This is a genomic window from Rheinheimera sp. A13L (genome assembly GCF_000217935.1).
GTDB lineage: Bacteria > Pseudomonadota > Gammaproteobacteria > Enterobacterales > Alteromonadaceae > Pararheinheimera.
Genome location: NZ_AFHI01000008.1, coordinates 35,070 through 58,835, shown reverse-complemented (window position 1 = coordinate 58,835; position 23,766 = coordinate 35,070). Strand labels below are relative to the sequence as shown.

Sequence of the window (23,766 nt, the reverse complement as noted above, 5' to 3'; positions counted from 1 at the left end):
AAAAAACCGGCAACGAGGCCGGTTTTCTGGGGATTAACTATTTTTTTGCCGTTTCATCGAATCAAAAAACTCGTCGTTGGTTTTGGTCATCGACAGTTTATCGATCAGGAATTCCATGCAATCTGTTTCATCCATTGGATGCAGAATTTTGCGCAGGATCCACATTTTTTGCAGCTCTTCCGGCGACGCCAGCAGTTCTTCACGACGGGTGCCTGAACGGTTAAATTCAATAGCCGGGAAAATACGACGTTCAGCAATTTTACGGGACAGGTGTAATTCCATATTACCTGTACCTTTAAATTCTTCGTAAATCACTTCGTCCATCTTCGAGCCGGTATCGACCAAAGCAGTAGCGATAATGGTTAAGCTGCCACCTTCTTCCACGTTACGGGCCGCACCAAAAAAGCGTTTTGGTTTGTGTAAGGCGTTGGCATCCACACCACCTGTTAACACCTTGCCTGAGCTTGGGATCACAGTATTGTAAGCACGGGCTAAACGAGTGATGGAGTCGAGTAAAATGATCACGTCTTTTTTGTGTTCAACTAAACGCTTGGCTTTTTCAATCACCATCTCAGCAACCTGAACGTGGCGGCTGGCTGGTTCGTCGAAGGTAGAAGCAACCACTTCACCTTTAACCAGACGCTGCATCTCGGTGACTTCTTCCGGACGTTCGTCAATCAACAATACCATCAGCACACATTCAGGGTGATTGGCTGCAATAGACTGGGCAATGTTTTGCAACAGTATAGTTTTACCAGCTTTTGGCGGTGCCACAATCAAACCACGTTGACCACGGCCAATAGGCGAAGCCAAATCTAATACGCGTGCTGTGATGTCTTCTTTACTGCCGTTACCACGTTCCATCCGTAAACGGGAATTGGCGTGCAGCGGCGTTAAGTTTTCAAACAGAATTTTGTTACGTGCCTGCTCAGGGCGACCGAAGTTCACTTCGTTCACTTTTAGCAATGCAAAATAACGTTCGCCTTCTTTTGGCGGGCGAATTAAGCCAGAAATGGTGTCACCAGTACGCAGGTTAAAGCGTCTGATTTGGCTTGGTGAGACGTAAATGTCGTCCGGGCCAGCCAAATAGGAGCTGTCTGAAGAACGCAGGAAACCGAAGCCATCGGTCAGGATTTCAACAACGCCGTCGCCAAAAATCTCTTCGCCGTTTTTGGCGTGGGATTTCAGGATAGCGAAAATAATGTCTTGCTTACGCAAGCGGGCCATGTTTTCCAGGCCCATAGACTCGGCTAAATCAACCAGCTCGTTAATAGGCTTCAGTTTTAGTTCGGTTAAATGCATATGATGGGTTCTTGTTGGTCAAACAGAATTAAATTGCTTGCCGCTGATTAAAAGGAAGTAGGCTTAGGTTTAGTCAACGGAAAAGCGTGGTTACAGGGATTTGTTGCTGCGTTACACATTAGCAGGATAATTTTCAGTCGTCCAGCCGTAAAAAACAAAAAGGCGTATAAAAAATACGCCTTTTTGTTACAAGCCTAGATATTGCTGTCTAAAAACTCTTTTAACTGAGTTTTGGACAGAGCACCTACTTTCGTCGCTGCAACCTGACCATTTTTAAATAACAGTAAAGTTGGGATACCACGAATACCAAATTTTGGTGGTGTGCCAGGGTTATGGTCAATATTAACCTTAGCCACTGTTACTTTACCTGCGTATTCTTGCGCTACTTCGTTGAGGATAGGTGCAATCATTTTGCACGGACCACACCACTCAGCCCAAAAATCGACCAGAACAGGCTCAGCAGCTTTTAACACGTCGGTTTCGAAGCTGTCGTCTGACACCTGCAGAATATGTTCACTCATTTCATTCTCCAATTGCTTTGGGCGTAACTATAAAAAAGTATTGTCAATTTTATCCGGACTGTTTCTTATTGCAAGCGTAACGGTTATGCTAAGCGCGTATGAATAAAACACACTTAACTCAGCATAAATTTGCCGATTTCGCATTGGCTCCACAGGTTCTTGCCGCTTTGGCCGCGCAAGGTTATGACCATTGTACCCCAATCCAGGCTCAATGTTTGCCTCTTGCGTTAGCTGGCAAAGATATTGCGGGCCAGGCTCAAACCGGTACAGGTAAAACGCTCGCCTTTCTGACGGCAACTTTCCATCATTTGTTAACTCACGAGCCTAAAGCCAAAGGTCAACCTCGTGCCATCATTATGGCCCCTACGCGCGAACTGGCGGTTCAGATCCATCACGACGCTCAGGCTTTAGCTAAAACCTCAGGTTTTAAACTTGCTTTGATTTATGGGGGCGAGGGTTATGATTCTCAACGCCAATTATTGGAACAAGGCCCGGATATTTTAATAGGCACCACAGGTCGCCTGATTGATTACTTAAAACAAGGCCTGTACGACCTGTCACAAATTCAGGTGGTGGTGCTCGATGAAGCCGATCGTATGTTCGATTTGGGCTTTATTAAAGATATTCGTTTTATGTTCCGTCGTATGCCGCCTGTGACTGAACGTTTGAGTTTATTGTTCTCTGCGACTTTGTCTTACAAGGTGCAGGAACTGGCGTTTGAACAGATGAACCAGCCCGTGCATATTCACGTGGCGCCTGAACAAATGACCGGCTCACGTATTTCCGAAGAATTATTTTATCCATCAGACGAACACAAAATGAAACTGTTGCTGACGCTGATGGAAGAAGAATGGCCGGATAAAGCTATTGTTTTTGCCAATACCAAACACTGTTGTGAAGATATTCACGCCTGGCTGGAAGCGGATGGCCACCGTGTTGGTTTGCTCACAGGTGATGTGATCCAGAAAAAACGTTTACGTATTCTGGAAGATTTCACCAGCGGTAAACTGGATATCCTGGTTGCAACAGACGTTGCTGCCCGTGGTTTGCATATTCCTATGGTCAGTCATGTCTTTAACTACGACTTACCAGACGACTGTGAAGACTATGTGCACCGTATTGGTCGTACCGGCCGTGCCGGTGAAAGTGGTAAAGCTATTAGTTTTGCCTGCGAGCGTTATGCACTGAATCTGACGGCTATCGAAGACTATATTCGTCATGTGATCCCAGTGACTCAATACGATACTACTGCCTTGCTGGAAGATTTGACTGTGCCAAAACCACGGGTCAGACGTCGTCCGGGACAAGCCCGCAGTGGTGGACGACCGAATCAGAATGGGCCAAGAAACCCACGTAGCCGCCCGCGCTAAGTCTATGGACGGCGCAGGAAAACCGACACAGCATAATGATATTTATGCTGTGATTGATCTTGGCTCCAATAGCTTTCACATGTTGATGGTGAAAGTGGTTGGAGGCAGCGTCCAGGTGATAGGCCGGGTCAAACGTAAAGTGCGCCTGGCCGCAGGTTTAAATGATAGTTTAGTCTTAAGCAAACAAGCCATGACCCGCGGTTGGGAATGTCTGGCTTTGTTTGCTGAACGTCTGCAAGATATCCCCTCTGCTAATATCCGTATCGTCGGTACTGCCACACTGCGTCTGGCCCGTAACGTCAAAACCTTTTTGACCGAAGCTGAAGCTATTTTAGGCCAGCCTATTGAAGTGATCTCAGGCGAAGACGAAGCCCGTATTATTTATCAGGGTGTGGCTCATACTTCCAACTGTGATTCGAACCGTCTGGTGATCGACATAGGTGGGGCTTCAACTGAAGTTGTAGTTGGGCAGGGCTTTCAGCCGATTTTATTATCCAGCCTGCATATGGGCTGCGTGACTTTTCTTGAGCGTTATTTTGAAAATAACGAATTAAGTGAAGCCAACTTTAATGCTGCTATTGCCGCAGCGGAACATGAAATCCGCACTATCAGCGCGCAATATCTGGCTCAGGGCTGGCAAAATGCTGTTGGGGCTTCCGGCACAGTGCAGGCAATGCAGGAAATTTTAGTAGGTCAGGGTAAAGATGAGGTCATCACTTTGCCGCGACTGGAAGCCATTATGCAGCAGGCTTTGGCCTGTGGTCATATGGATCAGCTGAATTTGCCAGGTTTGGCGCAGGAACGTAAACAAGTCTTCCCCTCCGGAGTCGCCATTTTAATAGCATTATTCAGGGTGCTGAATATCAGTGGCATGACTTTATCCGGCGGTGCTTTGCGTGAAGGCGTGTTGTATAGCATGTTACCTCAGCTGCAGCATCAGGATGTGCGTGCCCGTACTATGCAAAGCATGATGGTGCGTTATTACATAGATCAGCAACATGCTGAGCGGGTGGCAGATATGGCTGCTACTTTGGCAGACCAGCTGCATCAGCAGTGGAATTTGTCTAATTTTGAAGGCCTAGCCATGTTACGCTCAGGCGCTTTATTGCATGAACTGGGCTTGTTGATCGAATACAAAAACCATCATCATCATGGTGCTTATGTGATCAGCCACGCCGAACTGCCGGGTTTTACCCGTGCTCAACAACAACTGCTGATGGCCCTGGTATATAACCACAGGGCTGATATTCACAAAGAAATTCTGTCAAAACAAACCATGACCTCAGTTTTGCTGGCGGTTCGGTTAACCCGTTTATTACGCTTGTCGGTGATTTTGTCGATGCGCCGCCGTCACGAAGTATTACCTGAAGTACAAATCACGGCTCAGGCTGAAGCTTTGACTTTAACTTTGCCGGCAGGCTGGTTGGATCATCATCCGTTGATGCGCGCTGAGCTGGAACAGGAAGTCTTGTATCAGCAGCAGGCAGGTTGGCAGCTGACTATCGAATAGAGGGTCAGAGTTTTGGCCCTGACCCTGTTGGTGTTATTGCTGTAACCAAATAGCAGCTTTTTTCGCAAAGTACGTCAGAATGCCATCTGCACCCGCACGTTTAAACGCCAATAACGACTCCATCACTATGGCTTCTTCAGCCAGCCAGCCGTTTTGAATCGCTGCCATATGCATGGCATATTCGCCGCTGACCTGATAAGCAAAAGTAGGTACACCAAATTCGTCTTTAACCCGACGCACTATGTCCAAATAAGGCATACCAGGTTTTACCATCACCATATCGGCGCCTTCTTCCAGATCCAGGGCTACTTCACGTAAGGCTTCGTCACTGTTGGCCGGGTCCATCTGGTACGACTTTTTATTGCCGCCTTTTAAATTACCGGCAGAGCCTACTGCATCGCGGAAAGGGCCGTAATAAGCCGAAGCGTATTTGGCTGAGTAGGCCATGATTTTAGTATTCACATAACCTTCGGCTTCCAAGGCTGAGCGGATAGCGCCAATACGGCCATCCATCATGTCAGAGGGTGCAACTATGTCTGCACCTGCTTCGGCATGGGACAAGGCCTGCTTCACCAGAATATCTGTGGTCAGGTCGTTCAGTACATAACCTTCGTCATCAATAATGCCGTCCTGACCATGAGTGGTAAAAGGGTCTAAGGCGACATCTGTGATCACACCCAGTTCAGGCAGATGGTGTTTTAACATTCGTACAGCGCGTTGTGCCAGAGCTTCAGGGTTGTAAGCTTCTTCTGCCATCAGCGATTTTTTTTCAGCCGCAGTGACAGGAAAAAGGGCGATAGCAGGAATGCCTAAGGCGACCAGTTCTTTTGCTTCTTCCAGCAATAAATCCAAAGATAAACGTTCAATGCCCGGCATCGAAGCAATGGCCTGGCGTTGATTTTCGCCTTCAACAATAAACATTGGATAAATTAAATCATCTACAGTAACCCGGTTTTCTGCCATTAAACGGCGACTGAAATCGGACTGGCGCATACGGCGTAACCGGCTGGCAGGGAAATATTCGTTAAACTGACTCATCTGGAGTTTCCTGTTCTGAGATCACTGACTGACTCAAGGCAGAGCATACCACCTTGTTTCGACCTTCATTTTTTGCCTGATAAAGTGCGGTATCTGCCGCTTGAATATAATCAGCACTGCTGCTGTTAATCTCAGCCACTGCAGCGTAACAGCCAATACTGACGGTGACAGACAGTTCCAGGTCTTCGTATTGAATGTGCTGATTCGCCAGACAAAGCCGTACTTGCTCTGCCAGTACCATGGCACCTTCGTTATCGGTATTGGGTAAAATAATGGCAAACTCTTCGCCGCCATAACGGCATAAATGATCGGTGCTGCGTTTGAGTTCTTGTTGCAGGCAGTTGGCCACTTCTTTAATGACTAAATCACCCACCAGATGGCCGTGGTTGTCATTGATGGCTTTAAAATGATCAATGTCGATCATCAGTAAGCCTAAAGTGCTGCGTTCGCGGCGGCTGCGTTTAATTTCGGCACTGAGCTTTTGATCAAAAAAGGCTCTGTTGCGAACACCAGTTAAGGCATCGCGTGTATTTTGCTGTTCCAGCTGTTTATTTTTATCAGCCAGCTCTGTCAGGGTGATCTGCAGCTCAAGAGTGCGCTGCTGAATACTGTCTTCCAGTTGATCGGCAACATTGAGCTGCCATTTTTTCTGCTGCAGGTAAAACATCAACCATGCGAATAGAGCAGTCAACACCACGCCACCGCTGAATCCGATCAGTAACTGCTGCCAGTTCAGCTGTAGCCATTGCATCATAGGAAATGCTCGCCTGCTGTGATCTGAAACAGCTTCAGGCAATTTTTTCTGCTGTGCAGGGCTATATCCTCAAGGCTATGTCCTGTCAGACTGGAAAGCTGAGCGGCAATTTCAGCTAAAAAAGCCGGTTCATTCCGGCGGGATTTAGGTTTGTTGGTCATAGTTTTAGGCAATAAAAAAGGAGCGTCAGTTTCCAGTATTAACCTGTCCAGCGGCAGGTAGCTGACGGCCTCCATCAAGGATTGCCCTCTGTTGTTGTCGCATAACCAGCCGGTAATACCGATATAAAGACCTAAATCCAGATAAGCCTTTAACTGGCTGGTATCGCCAGTAAAACAATGGGCTATGCCAGTTAAACCTGCATACTGTTGCAACAACGCAATTTGGCTGGAGAAGGCCGCACGCTCATGCAAATAAACAGGTTTTTGGTGCTGGCTTGCCAGTTGCAGCTGAGTCTCAAACACCTGAATTTGTTGTTCTGGTGTTGAAAAGTTCCGATCGAAATCTAAACCACATTCACCTATAGCTACTACTGCAGGTGATCGCAACAAGACTTCAATTTGTTCTTGCCAGTCAGAGCAGACCGCTCCGGCATAATGAGGATGAACACCAGCTGTGCAATAGAGAGCTGGATGATTCAGGCAATAGTCTGTATTCAGAGTGCTTTCAGCAACATCGCTGCTGATCAATAACAACTCTGATACCTGGCTGTTTCTGGCGTGTTGCACTACAGCGTCACGATCACTGTTAAAGCGGTCGCTGAATAAATTGACGCCGGCATCAAACCAGAGCGGCATATTATTTTTCACGTATCACTCTGGTTTTGCGGTTGGTGCCTTCTTTGTTCATAAAAAATGAATTCAGCATGCCTCGTTCCACTATATAAACGCTGCCTTCAGATGCCTGAAAAACATCTTTGGAGGTTTGGCGCCACACCTGGCCATTTTCAAAGGTAAACACCATCAGGCCTTGTTTGTTGGTAGTTACTTTTTGCAGCACCAGTGACATTGTATCGGCTGAGGTTTCAGCTTTAGCTTCCTGAATTTTACGTTCAAGACCAAAGTCGTCCGCTGAGTTTGCGACCACAGCAGTTTGAGTGCTGATCGCGCGGTCTGCAGTGCTTGTGGTTTTAGCATAAGCTGCAGCAGAGGCTGTATTCATTTTGTCGTAACAAACTAATCGCTGCAGATCATTACTGATGCTGCGGCACTGGGTCAGTTGCACTGACAAGTCGGCGGCATACAAAGCAGGGGCAAACAATGCAAATAAGGCGAGCGCTTTTTTCATTCTATTTTTCCTCATAAGAACTGGCTTGGTCTGAGTCAACAGGCACATAAAAACGGCTGAGCCATATGCCCAACTCATACAATAAACACATAGGTACAGCCAGCAATACCTGTGAAAGTACGTCAGGTGGTGTCAGCAGCATACCTATAATAAAAGCAAATACGACAAAATAAGGCCGTTTTTCAGTTAATTGTTGGCGGGTCACTGCGCCTGTCCAGACTAATAACAATACAGCGACCGGAATTTCAAAAGATAAACCAAAAGCGAAAAAAAGTTTTAACACAAAATCCAGATAACTGCTGATATCAGTCGCTATGGTGACCCCTTCAGGGGCAACGCTGGTGAAAAAGCCAAAGACGATTGGAAAGACGATGTAATACGCAAAAGCGATACCGCAGTAAAACAGTACTGTGCTGGAGATAATCAGCGGTGCGACCAGATGTTTTTCTTTTTTGTACAATGCAGGGGCTACAAACAACCAGATTTGCCACAGCATATAAGGTACTGTCAGGCAAAGTGCGACTATAAAAGTTAATTTAAAAGGCGCAAAAAACGGGGCGGCCACGTCTGTCGCTATCATGGATGCGCCAGCGGGCAATACCGCCATTAAAGGCGAGGCCATCAGGTGATAAATATCGGCGGCAAAATAAGCCAGACTGATAAACACCAACAGCACAGCTATGACTGTGTTTAACAGGCGGCGGCGTAGTTCTATCAGGTGCCCTAACAGGCTGTTAGGATTTGTGGTTTTTGTCATCTGTAACTACTGGATCCGGTGTAACCGAAGGAAGGGGAGGTACAGCGTCCGCTGCTGTTGTTTGTGGCTCAGTTGTGCTGCTTTTGGCATAAGGGCTAGTCACATCTGCAGCTGCCTGACGCAATTCGGTCATTGCCTGCATCTCTTCAGTGGTCAGGTTTAACAAGCCTTTTTCTTCAGCCTGTTTTAACTTGTCGTGTAACTCTTGCACCCGCAGTTCATCATTTAATTCAGCCTGCATTTGCTGACCAAATTGTTTGATGCTGCGAACAAAACCGCTGACGCTGCGAATAGCGCCAGGTAATCGCTCCGGGCCTAACACCAGCAGAGCAACCACAGCGATGATGACTAATTCCCAAAAACTCATTTAGCGTTGTTCAGGTGTTTTTGTTGCTTCAGTGCTGGCTGGGGCAGGCTCTTTCACTTCAGCTTTGATTTGTGGCTGCTGTGGTTGAACCGCAGGAGCTGCAGGTTCAGCAGTCTCTTCCGGATCTTTGACTGAATTGCGGAACCCTTTAATAGCAGAACCCAAATCAGAGCCTATACCACGCAAACGCTTAGTGCCAAACAGCAGGACAATAATCACCAGGATGATCAATAACTGCCAAATACTAATGCCGCCAAAACCCATGTTATTCTCCTTCGGTTTTTATACTGCTTAAACGAACCTGCTGGCTCGTCAGTTAATTTTCAGGGCAAAGCCCAAGGCTACCAGTGCAAGTCCCGCCGCTGTTATAGACCAGCCAGATGTCAGTAATAAGACAGCTGCTAATAAACTGCAACCTGCCAGCACCGCATTGGCCAGTTTTTTCGTCTGGTTTTGCTGCTGCAGCTGTACCAGCTGCAATTGGGCTAACAAATTGGCCTGTTGTCGAGGGCCTTGTTGCAAATAATGGTGCAACAATCCCGGCATTTCCGGCATTTTTTCTGCCCAAAAGGGTAAGTTTGCTTTGATTTCCCGCCACAAGGCGGCTGGCCCCATTTGCTGTTGGACCCAGTTTTCCAGAAAAGGTTTGGCGGTTTGCCATAAATCCAGTTGTGGGTACAACTGGCGTCCTAAGCCTTCAATATACAGCAGGGTTTTTTGCAACAATACCAGTTGCGGCTGAACCTGCATATTAAAACGACGGGCTGTGTTAAACAGATTAAACAACACTTGACCAAAAGAGATGTCCTGCAGCGGCTTTTGGAAGATAGGCTCACAGACAGTGCGTATTGCACTTTCAAATTCTTCGACACTGGTATCGGCTGGCACCCAGCCTGAATCCACATGCAGTTGTGCCACTCTTAAGTAATCGCGGTTAAAAAAAGCGACAAAGTTTTCGGCCAGATAACGTTTATCTTCTTTATTTAAAGTGCCGACTATGCCGCAGTCTATCCCAATGTATTTAGGATTTTCCGGCGTTTCAAAAGACACAAATATATTGCCCGGGTGCATATCGGCATGGAAAAAGCTGTCGCGAAATACCTGAGTGAAAAATACTTCTACGCCTCGCTTAGCCAGTAATTCCAGATTAGTACCCTGAGCACGCAGCGCGGCCAAATCCGACACAGGGATGCCGTAAATCCGCTCCATTACCATCACACTGGGTCTGCTGTGGTCAGCATAGACATAAGGCACATAAAGTGAATCTGAACCTTCAAAATTACGCTTTAACTGAATGGCATTGGCCGCTTCGCGTTGTAAATCCAGTTCATCAAGAATAGTTTTGCGATACTCAGCCACTACTTCTTTAGTGCGTAATCTCTTACCGTCAGGCAGGTAACGCGCCACTAAAGCTGCCATGGCGTCCATCAGCTCTAAATCAGCCAGAATTTGTGGCCTGATGTCCGGGCGTATCACTTTAATGACTACATCGGCCAGGCTGCCATCAGCTTGTTTGAGCTGCGCAGTATGAACCTGAGCAATAGAGGCCGATGCCAGAGGTTTTTCGTCAAACTGCTCAAATAAGTCATCAATCTGTTGTAAGCCCAGTTGCTGAATAATCAGCTGTCTGGCCTGATCGCCAGGAAAGGCTTCGACCTTGTCTTGTAATTTGGCCAGCTCATCGACCCATTGGCCGGGAAATAAATCACGACGGGTGGACAACATCTGGCCAAACTTAACCCACACCGGCCCCAGTTGCTGCAAAGCTAAACGTAAACGTTCACCTTCGGTTTTTTCAGGGTGTTTGTTTTTCAGCCAGAACGCAGAACTACGGGCGGCCCGGAAATACCAGGGTTGCCATTGCTGTGGGATCAATTGATCCAGTCCGTACTGCAGCAAAGTTTTTAATATGTGGTAAAAACGGCGCAGACCCAAAATTACTCCTGCCTGAAGGCGTTGTGGCGACTTAATTGCTCCAGTCTGGCTTGCAGCTGACTGACGTCGCGGCTGAACTGGTTCATTTCTGCTTGTGTTGGGCTTAATGCCAGTTCGTCCTGCGCCAATTCAACACTGGCTTGTTCCAGTTGCTGCAACTGTGTCTGGATATAAAGCTGTAATTGCTTAATGGCAGTCGCCACTTTATGAGCTAAAGCATCACCCAGCCAACCGGATAGATGCTGCTCCCAGTCCGGATCCAGTTGCTGCAGCAGGCTGCTAAATTGTTGAGCGACCTGAAGATCGCCTTCAATCTGCAGTTTGTCCTGTTTAATTAAACGGGTCAGCTGGCTCGGATCATTCAGTTTTTGCAAGGTCGCCAGATCGGTGGCAATCACACAATCGACTTTTTCATTATGCTGATTCAGCAATAAAGAGTCCGCTGTGGCTGACAACACAAAACGCCATGGCAATTCCTGTAACTGCAAAGCCAGCTGTTTGCCCTGCACTTTTTGTAATAAAGCGGGCGATGCGGGATCCATAGCCACAACCTTGTGCAACACTTCTTCCAAAGTAGCGCAGATCAGTTGTGGCACTAAACTTAACATCAGAATTTATAGCCTTTGTGTAAAGCCACTATACCGCCAGTCAGATTGTGATAGCTGACATGTTCAAAACCAGCGGTTTCCATCATCTGTTTCAGCGTATCCTGATCAGGATGCATACGGATAGATTCGGCCAGGTACTGATAACTTTCTTTATCATTAGCCACTAAGCCGCCTATAGCCGGCAGTAACTTAAAAGAATACAGATCGTAGACTTTACTCAGCCACTCGTATTCAGGTTTGGAAAACTCCAGCACTAATAAACGACCACCAGGTTTCAGTACTCTGAACATAGAACACAGCGCAGCGTCTTTGTCTGTGACATTACGTAAACCAAAACCTATGCTGATGATATCAAAGCTGTTGTCGGCAAAAGGCAAGGCTTCTGCGTTGGCTTGTACGTAATCTATATTGTTGACTAAACCTAAATCGCGCAACTTATCGCGGCCCACATTGAGCATAGATTCGTTAATATCGGCCAGAATAACTTTGCCGGTAGGGCCTACTCTTTTGGAGAACAAAGCGGTGATATCACCAGTACCACCTGCTAAATCCAATACCTGATGACCAGGGCGCACGCCGCTGCAGTCGATAGTGAACCTTTTCCACAACCGGTGAATACCCATAGACATCACATCGTTCATCAGGTCGTATTTGGCCGCAACAGAATGAAATACATTGGCTACAAGCGAAACTTTTTCAGTCTGCTTTACGGTTTTAAAGCCAAAATGAGTGCTATCAGGTTGCTGGTCAGTCATAAAAAAGCCTTTGGCTGTTCGTGGTGAACTAAAGTGGCGCTAGTGTAAAAGATTCGGCGGCTTACGCCAACTTATCCTGTCGTTTTATGCTTCTAGATCAACTCAAAAAAACTTTCAGCATAACAATGGCCGTTGAGCATAATTTGCAGATGGTGCTGGCCCGGATAATGTTTGCGGGTGGTTAAATCAATAAAAGACTGGCGGCGTTCAAAACTCAGGTTTTGGCCTGACCAGGTTTTATTACTCAACTGAAACACTTTGTAATTTAACTGGCCGGATTTTTTCCGGTAACCAATTTTGTATTCCAGCCTTAATCTGGCTTCAGGCTCTGCAGGGCCTGATAAGGTGATACGAAAATGCAGCGGCTGCTGCGCTGATACTTTGGCATTGTGCATTTCCAGCTGAACCTGCAAGGGTAATTGCTGCAAACCAAACAAAGCTAAGGCTCCCGGATGCGCCTGTTTTAATAAACCCCGTAACCCATGTTTAATAATCCAGTCGGTGACAGAGTGCTGACCAAACCAACGCTGCGCCAGAGCCACCACCAGTTCCGGATGGTCTTTACTGATATCATTTAAATGGTTGGCCACACTGCGCTGCACATAAGGTTCAGTGTCTGTTTTAAGCTGCTCTAAAATGGGCAATAAAGGGCTTGGGTCTTTTTTATACGCTTTAAGTGCCATACCCCAGGGCAAACGGGGTCTTGTACCTTCGCTGGCCAGACGGCGTAAATGCAAATTGTCAGAATGGGCCCATGTTTTCATTTGAGCCAGAGTTTGCTCAGGGTAACGCTGTAAAAAAGGCCGGATGGCAAATTCAGCTGTGGAGAAACAGGTAAAATGCGCCAAAGCGCGAAACGAGATCTCCGGATCTTCCAGACCATAAACTTCAACATAATCTGAAAAAACGAAAGCCGGCACTCCTGAAAAGTGACTGCTGACCGGCATCAGAACTGCAATGGCATCTGGGTAAGCTAAATTCAGGCTGTGGTGTAAAGAGTGACTGATCTGACGCACTCTGGCTTTGAGTTCCAGTTGCTCCCAATCAGGGCCCTGAGTCTGCTGCTGAAACTCCGCCTGATTAAAGGCAGGACAATGCTGCTGGCATAAGCTCGCCAGCTGTTGCAAAAATGCCTGACTAAATAATTCTTTGAGTAAAGTGGCCATATCAGGTGGCCAGCATTAACTCAGTAGCGACCTGATTGCGGCCACGTACTTTGGCTTCCTGTAACACTTTGCTGCTGCGGGATAAAAACTGATGCCAGTTTTCTGCAGAGTTATAGATGCTGACACCTAAAGAAATAGTGACTTTAGGTAAGGTTGTTTTACTTTTGGCTGAAACAAACCGCAGCTTTTCTACCCCTTTACGCACTTGTTCAGCGATTTCACCTGCGGTGCGTAAATCAACGTCGGGTAATAAAATCAGGAATTCTTCGCCACCAGAACGCACAGGCAAGCCACTTTCCTGCACATAACTGGCAATTTTGCGGGCTACCTTGCTTAAAATCACATCACCGACACCAAAACCATAGTCCTGATTAAACTGAGAAAAATGATCTAAATTCACGGCTATAGCGGCAATACGACGTCCGGGGTTTTCGGTCAGCCATAAATCCAGATGTTCCTGCATCGCCAGTCGGTTGTATAAGCCTGTTAAAGGGTCCAGTTGGCGTTCTTTTTTCAGATGCTCCAGTTCAGAGCGTAATGCATGACATTGCTCATTGGAAAAGTCGAGTTGATCTTTGAGCTTCTGCTGGCTGGCTTTAATGGAGTAAGTAGCGCTGATCACTTTATTGACGCTTTCGCGGCTGCGGTTGGCATTGTTGGGGTCAAAACCTAACAGCGCCTGATCCAGCACATCTAAATAATGCTGTACAGCTTCACTGGCGATATCTGTAGTGCCGGATAACTTGCCCAACATAGTGGTGACTTGTTGGCTTAGCTCTTCCTGACGTTGATGTTGCGGGCTTAACCACTGACTGTAAAGCTCAGCCAAAACAAAGTCGTCAAAACTACTCTGCACCGCCAGCTTTTGTTCTATGGCCTGACATAACCCGGCATTTTGACCATTGATATACTCATAGATCACTGTGTAATTGACCGGATGGGCTGCTAAACGATGCCGCTGCAAAAAAGCTGCGGTCAGCGCTGCCTTTTCACTTGCCTGCTCGATTGAGTCCTGATATTTCATGCCAAACACAACTCCACTAAATACTACTGCTAATTTAGCCTTCAAAGCGTAATGTTACGCGAAACTTACCTTGAGGCAAACAGACTGATATGGTTAAGCTGACATATCTAATAGAAAAAGTCTGCATCTCCTGCTTTATTAATGACTTATTTTTTAACTTTTTTTTCTTATTGTTTAAAAAAACGCAGATTGCTGCCTAAAAAACAGCTTTTTTAACCCTTTCAGTTGCTTTATTGCGGCCAGTCTCCAAAAAGTACCGCTCGTTGCACTGGCTGTCAGAGCTGAACAGAGTAGAATCAAAGAAAAAGGTCGGGGAAGATAAAATGCGTCAGAAGTTTATGTTTTTTTGTATAGCCTTGTTGATCACAGGCTGTAGCAGCTCGTCGGTGAAACCAACAGATTTTGATCAATTCGCCAATCAGTTATGGCAAGCCGAAAAAGAATTAGATAACCGCAGTAAAACCAGTTTGCCTGATATGTCGGCTGAAACACTCTCTGCAGCCCATCAACAAAGACAAGAGTGGCTGAACAAGCTGGAACAGGTGGATGTAGCCACTTTGACTGAACAGCAACAAATTAACCACGCCATTTTGCATTACATTCTCAAAGACGCTATTTCAGAGTATCAGTATGGTGCGCACCTGATCCCTTTAACTGCAGAATCGGGTTTTCACAGTAATCTGGCTTTTATGGTATCTGGCACTGAATTCAAAACGTCACAGGATTATCAGGATTACCTGACCAAGTTAAAAACCATTCCAGCTTATATGCAACAACAAACTGACTGGATGAAACAAGGTCTGGCAACAGGTATGACACAGCCTAAAGTTGTACTGGCTGGTTTTGACCAAGGTATTCTGGCTTTTATCAGTAAAACACCGGAGCAAAATGTGTTTTACCGGCCTTTTACCCAAAAACCTGAATTTGTTGATGCTGGCAGTTGGGCAACTATGCAGACCGAAGCGAAACAGATAGTAGAACAGCAACTGAATCCGGCTTATCAGCAGTTTTATCAGTTTATGGTGCAGCAGTATTTACCGGGGGCACGCGACAGCATTGCTGCCAGCGAATGGCCACAAGGCCGGGAGTATTATCAGAACCGGCTGGAGCACTACACCACATTAAAACTGACGCCGGAACAAGTCCATCAGACAGGTCTGGATGAAGTGGCCCGTATCCGTGCAGAAATGCAAGGCATCATCAATCAGGTAGGTTTTAAAGGCAGTTTTGCTGACTTTATTCAGTTTTTACGTACCGACCCTCAGTTTTATGCCAAAACACCAACTGACTTGCTAAAAGAAGCCGCTTTTATTGCAAAAAAAGTAGATGCCGAATCACCTAAGTATTTCAAAACTTTACCCCGCACCCCTTTTGGTGTAGTACCTGTGCCTGCAGAGATCGCACCTAAGTACACCACTGGCCGCTATTCAGGTACCAGTCGTGATGACAGAGCAGGTTTTTATTGGGTGAATACTTATGCTTTAGACCGTCGTCCTTTGTATGAGATGGAAGCCTTAACTTTGCATGAAGCTGTGCCTGGCCATCATTTACAAATCGCATTGGCACGTGAACAAGCCTCATTACCTGAGTATCGCCGTAATTTTTATACCTCAGCTTTTGGTGAGGGCTGGGGTTTGTATGCTGAATACCTGGGTATTGAAATGGGCTTTTATCAGGACCCCTACAGTGACTTTGGTCGCCTGACGTATGAAATGTGGCGTGCTGCCCGTTTAGTGGTAGATACAGGTATGCATACCATGGGCTGGAGTCGTCAGCAGGCTATTGATTTCCTTGCCAGCAATACGGCTTTGTCTATGCACAACGTCACCACAGAAATTGATCGTTATATCAGTTGGCCTGCTCAGGCTTTGTCTTACAAGCTGGGTGAACTGACCATTAAAAAGTTACGTAAAGAAGCGGAACAGCAATTAGGCAACAACTTTGATGTGCGTGAGTTCCACGAAGTGGTATTGCGTAATGGCAGTGTGCCTTTGGCTATTTTAGAGCAACAAGTGGCCCACTATATTCAGCAGAAAAAACAGCTGTAGAAATTTCTGATCCGGGGGGGTGTTTTGTAGTGATTCTGTAATAGGATTCCGCCCCCGGCTCTGTTAAAGTGCCGCTGTTTTTGGCTGCGCTTTTGCAGTAAAAGGGAGTGAAGTTCAGATGTGGATGTTGTTAATGCTGATCGCAGTGGCGCCTATTGTATTTTTGGCGATGAAGCTGGATCAGTTGAGCAAAATGCAAAACAGGTTAAAAGTGCAACTGCATTTTGCTGAGCAACAATCTGTGCAATTAGAGCATCTGGCATTTTGGCTGGCTGAAGAGCAAAGCCAGCAACTGTTGGCTAAAGTACATCAGGCAGGCCGCGCTCATACCAAAGCTCCTGTCTGGTACCTGCACACTGAGTTATTGTGCAAAGCTATTCCGGTATTGTGTAAAGAGCAGGCGAATCACAGTACCTTGCCACGTCAGGCCGTTGCCAAATTTCTGAAACAACAGAATCAGCTGAGTTTTAATGAGATGGAAAACTTTATCCGCCATCACCCGGTACTGACCGAATTCTGGCAAAGCAATACCCTGACGTCTTACTTGAAAATGTGTCAACGTGCTGTGGAGATGTTGCAGGATTACCAGCCTGTGCATTCTGATCGTCTGGCTGGCTGATCGGTGTTCCGTTTTGAAGGCAGGGCTTAGTCGCGCAGGAAAACTTCTGGTGCTGTATTAATTTGGCCGTCTTCATCAATAGAGGCCATTTTAGGCCCGGCCTTGAGTACCGCCACTTTTTGTTGTTCCTGCTGTCGTACAAAAGACAATTCATAACCAAAACGTTGCAGTTCAGAAACAGAAAACTTCTGAGCCATGCTAAGCATTTCCCAAAAGTAGTTTAAGTCCCGTGGTTCACGTCGCCTTTCCTGTTTCATCTACGCTGCCCCCTGATTTTTACTCATTGTGAGTATATGCTGCCATTCTGCTGAACTGACAGGCATTACAGATAATCTGTTGCCCTTTTTCACCAGTGCTAATTGCTCTAGCTTAGTTGACTGTTTGAGTTTGTCGAGTGACAGAAGTTGGGGAAATTTTTCGACAAATTGCAGATCCACAGCAACCCACGGCGCCTTAGTGCCACTGGATTTCGCATCAAAATAAGGACTTAATGAGTTAAACTGGCTTGGATCGGGGTAACTGCTTTGTACCACTTTCGCCAGACCCGCTATCCCAATATCTTTGCAACTGGAATGATAAATAAACACCAGATCGCCGGTTTTTACCTGATCCCGTAAAAAGTTACGCGCCTGATAGTTGCGCACCCCTTCCCAGACAATGGCTTTGTCCGGTGCTTTGGCAAAATCATCAATACTGCATTCTTCAGGCTCAGTTTTAAATAACCAATAGTTCATCTGTTTATACTCTGCCGTCTGAGGTAAGGGCGCGGGCAAACTACTTTAGCCTGAATTACTAGAGCGTGTTGACGTTTCAGGGTTATTTTTGCAGCAGTCTGGCCGGTTTTTATGCAAGGCAGCGCGAGTGCAGTGTAGTTATTCTACATAAACGAGTGCTAACGCAGCAGAAAGGCCGGCCAGGCGCTGCCCTTCGGGTTCGTCTGGCGGCGCCCTGAGCTTTGTCACTCGTCGCTCATTTAGAATAACTAAACTTCGCTCCTCCTTTCGCGCTCAAAGCGGCGCCAGAACGAACAAAATTTAATCTCGAAACGTCAACACGCTCTAGGGCTAAACCAGCCAATTTTGCACTCTGCTCTGGCATGCTGCACAATAGAGCTATCACTATTTTTCAGGAGCTGCTCATGAGTCAGGTTTTGTCCGACTTATTATCCCTTTTAAAACTGGAAACCATAGAACAAGGTTTGTACAGAGGTCAAAGTCAGGATCTGGGGTTTAAAGCTGTATTTGGTGGTCAGGTGATGGGGCAGGCCTTGTCTGCGTCCAAAGAAACGGTAGAAGCTGATCGTAAAGTGCATTCGTTCCACTCTTATTTTTTGCGTCCAGGTGATGCCAGTAAACCTATAGTCTACGAAGTGGAAAATATTCGTGATGGCAAAAGCTTCAGCACCAGAAGAGTCAGCGCTATTCAGTTTGGTAAACCTATTTTTTATATGACGGCGTCTTTTCAGGCCGAAGAGCAAGGCTTTGAACATCAGGAACTGATGCCCCGAGTGCCTGCGCCTGAAGAGCTGGCCTCTGATTTAGAGTTCTACCGCGAGCATGCCCATTTAATTCCTGAATCATTGCGTAGCAAGTTTATCTGCGAAAAACCTATTGAAATGCGGCCTGTGGCTTTTCATAACCCTTTTAATCCGCAGATCAGCCAGGCGAAACGTTATGTCTGGTTTAAAGCCAATGGCGTGATGCCGGATGATTTACGGGTGCATAAATACCTGCTGGCTTATGCTTCAGACTTTAACTTCCTGCCAACAGCTTTGCAGCCCCATGGTAAGTCTTTTATGGCGCCTAATATGCAGGTTGCCACTATAGATCACGCCATGTGGTTCCATCACGATTTCCGTTTTGATGACTGGTTGTTGTACGCAGTAGACAGTCCAAGTGCTTCAGGAGCCCGGGGTTTGGTGCGGGGGCAATTCTTCAACAGAGAAGGCATGCTGGTCGCGTCTACCATACAAGAAGGTGTGATCCGCAGCTACGACAAAGCCCGTGTATAACTGAGCTTTGGCTTAAAAAAACCACCTGCAATTGAGGTGGTTTTTTTATGGATGAAATTCAGCTACGAGAGCTCGCCAGCCTTATTCAGTCTTCTTTTTCACTATGCTGAGCACAGTTTGTAGTACGTCCGCTCTTAATAAGCCGTTCACTGTTTGCTGCAATGGCAACAAAATGGCTGTGGCTTCCAGCTCGTTTTGTTCATTGCTATGACAATAACCTGCTTCGCGCAAAGCATTAATTAAGGTCGCAAACAGCTGCTTATCATGGTATTCAGGCGAGCTGATGCCATGCAAAGTACTTAAACGTTGCGCCAGTTCATGGCTTTGCTGCTCTAGATCAGCGCGCGTCAAAGGGCTGTGTAATTGCAGCAAGTTCAGCACCACCGCATAACGTTGCAGCACGTCCTGCGCATTAAAAGCCAGCAGTTCCAGCATAAAATGCCCGACCTGCTGAACAGGTGCTGCCTGTAAAGACTGGCCTTTAGCTTCCACTAACTGATGCTGCTGCAATTGTTCCAACACCTGTTCTATGTAAGCGTTAAACTGATCCAGTTGCAAAAACAACTCGTGTTGCAGCAAAGGTTGTAACAACTGACAGATATTGATCAGCTGCACTTTGCTTAATTGTGCATGCTGCAACAAAGCAGTCGCCAGAATGGCAGGCAGCATAAACAAATGGCAGACATTGTTGCGATAGTAACTTAATAAAATCGCATTTTCCGGCGTTAACTGGATGATCTGACCAAAGCTGTCCTGGGATACTTCCACTTTTTTCAGGCGAATCGCATGGTCAATCCACTGGCTGACGGAACCTTCAGGCAGAGTCACACCACTGTGATAAGGCGCATAGTGTTGTAAATTGCGGTAAAACTCCAGTTGAGTGGTCAGCTCCTGCCGGGTCAGAGAATGCTGTCGGGTTGCCAGTAAACAAGTGGCAATCAGGTTGATGCTGTTCAGCGCCGCCGCCTGGTTAATACGCTGCATAATCACAGTGGAGAGCGTGGCTACCGTTGGATTCAGCCAGATTGGTTTTTGTGTATCTGCGGTTTCTGCCGCAGCACGCCAGTCAGGCACTTGCTGAGTTAAAAAGCTGTTTAACGAGATAGGCTGACCAAAGTTAACGTAACCATAACCGTAGTCCCGCAGTTTCCGTACAGCACTGAAAACACCGCCTATAGATTCTTTTTTCTTGCTGGAGCCTTTGAGTTCAGTCAGGTAAGTATTCACTTCCATCACATGCTCATAGCCCAGATAAACCGGCACCAGACTGATAGGTCTGTCTATACCGCGCAGCAAGGCTTGCACTGTCATGGCCAGCATACCGGTTTTAGGCTGTAATAAACGGCCAGTGCGGCTGCGGCCGCCTTCGGAGTAATACTTGACCGGATAACCTTTGCTGAACAGCTTGCTTAAGTATTCACGAAAGACAGCAGAGTACAGCTTATCGCCACTGAAACTACGACGAATAAAAAAGGCACCACCACGGCGAAAAAAAGTACCCACAGGCCAGAAATTCAGGTTAATACCAGCAGCTATATGAGGCGGCGCCAGGCCCTGATGGTAAATCACATAACTCAACAGCAGGTAGTCCATATGACTGCGATGACAAGGCACATAAACAATTTCATGGCCTTTTTGCACCAGATCAGTCAGCACCTGACCATTGTTGATTTTTAAACCCGAGTACAGCTTTTTCCATAACCAGCCGAGGAAGCGGTCGCCTACTCTTAAGGTTGACTCGCGGTAATCTGCTGCTATTTCCTCCAGCAGTTTTAACGCTTCAGCACGGGCTTCTTTGATACTGATTTTTTTGCTTGTTGCTTCGTCTTCTATGGCTTTTTTTAAGACATCTGAAGCGAGCAGGGAGTTAAATAAAGCCGCTCTGTTGGGCAGCTTTGGACCTGTAGCGGCCAGACGTTGGCGATAAAAGTGAAACCGGGCCACTCTTAATAACTTGTGGGCTGTCTCTTCGTTGACAGTGGAGTTTTCTATAATTTGGCGCACAGAAACCGCTTTGCTGAACCGCACTAAGGTATGACGGCCTGAGATCAATACGATAAATAACTTGGCCAGCCAGCTTGGGGATTCAGATTCACCCAGTATGGACTTCACACTGTTTTCTTTGCCTGGAGCACGGCCCCAAAGTACAGAAACTGGCAGTAGTTGGGCGGAAAAGTGTGGATCCTGCAAATGAGCCTGTAGCAAAGCCAAGCCCTGCTGTAAGGCGTCGGTTGAAGCACGACTTCCCCAAAGCACTCTCGGCTGCTCAAGAAAAATAATACGGGACAGGCTTTGATTGCCAATGAGCACTGGTTCCATAGGATCGGGCAAACCCAGCTTATGGCAGACGCGGGCTAAAGTGGCTAAGTCGCTGGCCGAAGCTGTTCTGCTGATGTAGAACACGGGTTGTTTGGGATCAAGCGCCAGATTTTCTGCTACAGGTTCTGGCACTATTTTGCATCTGACCAAAGGTTTGAGTGGCCAGTACAGCACTTTGGCTAACCATGTCATTGGTTTTAACATATCAAATCCGTACTTATAAACAGCCGCCAGAATAGCATGGAAGATCTGAGCAGCAAAATTGAGTCTACGACTTGGCAGACTACAAAAGGCTGTATATACTCACAGTATCCACTGTATAGGTATTCAGCATTATGCGTCCATTAACACCAAGACAAGCCGAAATTCTGCAACTGCTTAAAGATTATCAGGCAGCCTCAGGTATGCCGCCAACCCGTGCTGAAATTGCGACTCAGCTGGGGTTTAAGTCAGCCAATGCTGCTGAAGAGCATTTAAAAGCGCTGGCGAAAAAAGGTTTTATCGAAATGATGCCAGGTACCTCCCGCGGTATTCGTCTGGTTGAAGATGATGCAGCCAATGATGTTGAAGCAGAAGAACCAGGTTTGCCCCTGATTGGTAAAGTGGCTGCTGGTCAGCCTATTCTGGCGGCAGAGCATATTCAGCAGCGCTATCAGCTCGATGCCAGCTTATTTAAACCCAATGCTGACTTTTTATTAAAAGTGCAGGGCATGAGTATGAAAGACATCGGCATTCTGGATGGTGACTTATTGGCCGTGCATAAAACAACGGAAGCCCGGCAAGGGCAGATTGTGGTTGCGCGGGTGGAAGACGAAGTCACAGTCAAACGTTTTCGCCGTGAAGGACAGATGGTGTACCTGCATCCGGAAAATGGTGATTTTGATGTGATTAAAGTCGACTTAAGTCAGCAGCATTTTGCTATTGAAGGCCTTGCCGTTGGGGTGATCCGAACCAGCAGCTGGTAAAAAATCTGCCTATTCTCAATAGTTTGCTAATATGAAGCACTGGTACGACCATTAGGTTTTATTGGTGCTTTTTCGTTTTCCGGGTTTACTTCTGTCTGTTCCTTGACTACTTGTTATATGCAACTGATAACAAAACAAAAAATCAGTGCACCGATTTATGCAAGTTAAGTCGGGACAATAATAATAATGGCAATTGTGGGAAAAGACGCTGCAGTAGGTAATTCGTGTCTTTGATCTGCAATTTGCTTTGTGCAAAGACAGAGGAGAAGTCACGTGGCGAGAACCAGTTATCTGTGTTGGTCGCTGCTAACCTTTTTGCTTGCGTTTTCAACGCAGTCTGCAGAAATGCCTTTGAACATGACTCAAGGGGTTACAGAAATCAGTCAGCAGGTCTACGACCTGCATATGAAGATTTTTTACATTTGCTGTGCAATAGGGATAGCGGTATTTGGGGTGATGTTTTGGTCCATCATTCATCATCGTAAATCAAAGGGCGTTGAACCAGCCCAATTCCACGAGAGCACCAAAGTAGAGCTGCTTTGGACTGCCATGCCTGTAATTATCCTTATTATGATGGCAATTCCCGCCACCCAAACTCTGATAGCGATGGAAGACACCTCGGAAGCTGATATCACAGTGTTAATCACAGGATCGCAGTGGAAGTGGCATTACAAGTACATGGACCATAAAGTGGAGTATTTCTCTTTATTGGCCACGCCCCGTCAGCAAATCGACAATAAACTCAGTAAAGGTGAAAACTACCTGTTAGAAGTAGACCGGCCTTTAGTGATCCCCACAGGTAAAAAAGTCCGCTTTTTAGTGACCTCAGATGACGTGATCCATTCCTGGTGGGTGCCAGCTTTTGCAGTGAAAAAAGATGCGAACCCGGGCTTCATCAATGAAGCATGGACCCGTGTGGACCATCCGGGCATTTATCGCGGCCAGTGCGCTGAGCTTTGTGGTAAAGACCATGGTTTTATGCCTGTGGTAGTGATTGCCAAAGAGCAGTCTGATTTTGATCAGTGGATAGCTCAGGAAGCAGCAACTCAGGCGGCAGCCAAAGAAGCTGAATTAAAACTGCTGGCAATGAATATGAGCAAAGAAGAGCTGATGACCTTAGGCGAAAAAGTCTACATGGGTTATTGCGCTGCTTGCCATCAGCCAAATGGCATGGGTATTCCAGGTGTGTTTCCTGCGCTGAAAGGCAGCAAAATGGCACTGGAAGATCTACCTGCTCATATCGACATAGTGCTCAATGGTAAAACAGGCACTTCAATGCAGGCTTTTGATAAACAACTGACATTAAGCGAAATTGCGGCTGTGGTGACTTACGAGCGCAACGCCTGGGACAATAATACTGGTGATCTGGTGCAAGCTGCAGATATCGCCAAAGCACAGTCGAAATAGGGG

General features: G+C 46.6%; 24 protein-coding genes. 7 read left to right on the top strand and 17 right to left on the bottom strand.

Annotation, left to right across the window (positions count from 1 at the left end; all coding sequences use genetic code 11):
* Positions 1–33: 33 nt before the first annotated feature.
* Both rho and trxA read right to left on the bottom strand, forming a co-directional pair.
* A complete protein-coding gene (gene rho / locus RHEIN_RS05505) occupies positions 34–1,302 on the bottom strand; it encodes a transcription termination factor Rho (RefSeq protein WP_008897983.1) in 1,269 nt (422 codons plus the stop codon).
* 194 nt (positions 1,303–1,496) lie between these two features.
* Complete coding sequence (trxA, locus tag RHEIN_RS05500; RefSeq protein WP_008897982.1) at positions 1,497–1,823, bottom strand: thioredoxin TrxA; 327 nt, start codon at positions 1,821–1,823, stop codon at positions 1,497–1,499.
* Positions 1,824–1,921: 98 nt separating this feature from the next.
* On the opposite strand from trxA, the gene rhlB reads away from it, so the two are divergent.
* Both rhlB and gppA read left to right on the top strand, forming a co-directional pair.
* Positions 1,922–3,193: an ATP-dependent RNA helicase RhlB gene (rhlB, locus tag RHEIN_RS05495; RefSeq protein WP_008897981.1), complete on the top strand. Its 1,272-nt coding sequence runs from the start codon at positions 1,922–1,924 to the stop codon at positions 3,191–3,193.
* Positions 3,159–4,703 carry a guanosine-5'-triphosphate,3'-diphosphate diphosphatase gene (gene gppA / locus RHEIN_RS05490; protein WP_083826279.1) on the top strand — a complete coding sequence of 515 codons (1,545 nt, stop codon included), beginning with the start codon at positions 3,159–3,161 and terminating at the stop codon, positions 4,701–4,703. The genes rhlB and gppA overlap by 35 nt, the downstream gene beginning before the upstream one ends.
* A gap of 33 nt (positions 4,704–4,736) precedes the next feature.
* On the opposite strand, the gene hemB is transcribed toward gppA, so the two are convergent.
* The 12 genes from hemB to RHEIN_RS05430 form a co-directional block, all read right to left on the bottom strand.
* Positions 4,737–5,741, bottom strand: coding sequence for a porphobilinogen synthase (hemB, locus tag RHEIN_RS05485; RefSeq protein WP_008897979.1), 1,005 nt, complete (start codon positions 5,739–5,741; stop codon positions 4,737–4,739).
* Complete coding sequence (locus RHEIN_RS05480; RefSeq protein ID WP_008897978.1) at positions 5,728–6,495, bottom strand: GGDEF domain-containing protein; 768 nt, start codon at positions 6,493–6,495, stop codon at positions 5,728–5,730. Before RHEIN_RS05480 ends, hemB begins: the two co-directional genes overlap by 14 nt.
* Complete coding sequence (locus tag RHEIN_RS05475) at positions 6,492–7,304, bottom strand: TatD family hydrolase (RefSeq protein ID WP_008897977.1); 813 nt, start codon at positions 7,302–7,304, stop codon at positions 6,492–6,494. Before RHEIN_RS05475 ends, RHEIN_RS05480 begins: the two co-directional genes overlap by 4 nt.
* Positions 7,294–7,782 (bottom strand): DUF3121 domain-containing protein, encoded by a 489-nt coding sequence (locus tag RHEIN_RS05470; RefSeq protein WP_008897976.1) that lies wholly within the window; start codon positions 7,780–7,782, stop codon positions 7,294–7,296. Before RHEIN_RS05470 ends, RHEIN_RS05475 begins: the two co-directional genes overlap by 11 nt.
* A gap of 1 nt (position 7,783) precedes the next feature.
* Positions 7,784–8,539 carry a twin-arginine translocase subunit TatC gene (tatC, locus tag RHEIN_RS05465; RefSeq protein WP_008897975.1) on the bottom strand — a complete coding sequence of 252 codons (756 nt, stop codon included), beginning with the start codon at positions 8,537–8,539 and terminating at the stop codon, positions 7,784–7,786.
* Positions 8,517–8,906, bottom strand: coding sequence for a Sec-independent protein translocase protein TatB (gene tatB / locus RHEIN_RS05460; protein WP_008897974.1), 390 nt, complete (start codon positions 8,904–8,906; stop codon positions 8,517–8,519). Before tatB ends, tatC begins: the two co-directional genes overlap by 23 nt.
* The gene (gene tatA / locus RHEIN_RS05455; protein WP_008897973.1) at positions 8,907–9,170 is read right to left on the bottom strand and encodes a twin-arginine translocase TatA/TatE family subunit; all 264 of its coding nucleotides are present in this window, start codon (positions 9,168–9,170) and stop codon (positions 8,907–8,909) included.
* A 48-nt stretch (positions 9,171–9,218) separates the two neighbouring features.
* A complete protein-coding gene (gene ubiB, locus RHEIN_RS05450) occupies positions 9,219–10,841 on the bottom strand; it encodes a ubiquinone biosynthesis regulatory protein kinase UbiB (RefSeq protein ID WP_008897972.1) in 1,623 nt (540 codons plus the stop codon).
* 2 nt (positions 10,842–10,843) lie between these two features.
* Complete coding sequence (locus RHEIN_RS05445; protein ID WP_008897971.1) at positions 10,844–11,449, bottom strand: ubiquinone biosynthesis accessory factor UbiJ; 606 nt, start codon at positions 11,447–11,449, stop codon at positions 10,844–10,846.
* On the bottom strand, positions 11,449–12,204 hold the full coding sequence (gene ubiE / locus RHEIN_RS05440) for a bifunctional demethylmenaquinone methyltransferase/2-methoxy-6-polyprenyl-1,4-benzoquinol methylase UbiE (protein ID WP_008897970.1): 756 nt from the start codon (positions 12,202–12,204) through the stop codon (positions 11,449–11,451). Before ubiE ends, RHEIN_RS05445 begins: the two co-directional genes overlap by 1 nt.
* Before the next feature lie 92 nt (positions 12,205–12,296).
* Positions 12,297–13,370 carry a DNA alkylation repair protein gene (locus tag RHEIN_RS05435; RefSeq protein WP_008897969.1) on the bottom strand — a complete coding sequence of 358 codons (1,074 nt, stop codon included), beginning with the start codon at positions 13,368–13,370 and terminating at the stop codon, positions 12,297–12,299.
* Position 13,371: 1 nt separating this feature from the next.
* Positions 13,372–14,394, bottom strand: coding sequence for a GGDEF domain-containing protein (locus RHEIN_RS05430; RefSeq protein ID WP_008897968.1), 1,023 nt, complete (start codon positions 14,392–14,394; stop codon positions 13,372–13,374).
* 323 nt (positions 14,395–14,717) lie between these two features.
* Here RHEIN_RS05430 and RHEIN_RS05425 point away from each other — a divergent pair, with 323 nt between their 5' ends.
* Positions 14,718–16,442, top strand: a complete 1,725-nt coding sequence (locus RHEIN_RS05425; RefSeq protein WP_008897967.1) for a DUF885 domain-containing protein — start codon at positions 14,718–14,720, stop codon at positions 16,440–16,442.
* A 118-nt stretch (positions 16,443–16,560) separates the two neighbouring features.
* Positions 16,561–17,061: a hypothetical protein gene (locus RHEIN_RS05420; protein WP_008897966.1), complete on the top strand. Its 501-nt coding sequence runs from the start codon at positions 16,561–16,563 to the stop codon at positions 17,059–17,061.
* Between the two features lie 26 nt (positions 17,062–17,087).
* Here the strand turns inward: RHEIN_RS05420 and RHEIN_RS05415 are convergent, their stop codons facing one another.
* Together RHEIN_RS05415 and RHEIN_RS05410 are read right to left on the bottom strand one after the other, a co-directional pair.
* Positions 17,088–17,318 carry a hypothetical protein gene (locus RHEIN_RS05415; protein WP_008897965.1) on the bottom strand — a complete coding sequence of 77 codons (231 nt, stop codon included), beginning with the start codon at positions 17,316–17,318 and terminating at the stop codon, positions 17,088–17,090.
* On the bottom strand, positions 17,319–17,795 hold the full coding sequence (locus RHEIN_RS05410) for an EVE domain-containing protein (RefSeq protein ID WP_008897964.1): 477 nt from the start codon (positions 17,793–17,795) through the stop codon (positions 17,319–17,321).
* 404 nt (positions 17,796–18,199) lie between these two features.
* Between RHEIN_RS05410 and tesB the strand changes: the two genes are divergently transcribed.
* Entirely contained in the window at positions 18,200–19,072 is an 873-nt protein-coding gene (gene tesB / locus RHEIN_RS05405; RefSeq protein ID WP_008897963.1) for an acyl-CoA thioesterase II, read from the top strand.
* An 81-nt stretch (positions 19,073–19,153) separates the two neighbouring features.
* Here tesB and plsB read toward each other — a convergent pair whose 3' ends face one another.
* Entirely contained in the window at positions 19,154–21,595 is a 2,442-nt protein-coding gene (gene plsB, locus RHEIN_RS05400) for a glycerol-3-phosphate 1-O-acyltransferase PlsB (RefSeq protein WP_008897962.1), read from the bottom strand.
* Between the two features lie 131 nt (positions 21,596–21,726).
* On the opposite strand from plsB, the gene lexA reads away from it, so the two are divergent.
* Both lexA and coxB read left to right on the top strand, forming a co-directional pair.
* Positions 21,727–22,356, top strand: a complete 630-nt coding sequence (lexA, locus tag RHEIN_RS05395) for a transcriptional repressor LexA (RefSeq protein ID WP_008897961.1) — start codon at positions 21,727–21,729, stop codon at positions 22,354–22,356.
* A gap of 273 nt (positions 22,357–22,629) precedes the next feature.
* Positions 22,630–23,763 (top strand): cytochrome c oxidase subunit II, encoded by a 1,134-nt coding sequence (coxB, locus tag RHEIN_RS05390; protein WP_008897960.1) that lies wholly within the window; start codon positions 22,630–22,632, stop codon positions 23,761–23,763.
* The last annotated feature ends 3 nt before the right edge of the window (positions 23,764–23,766 follow it).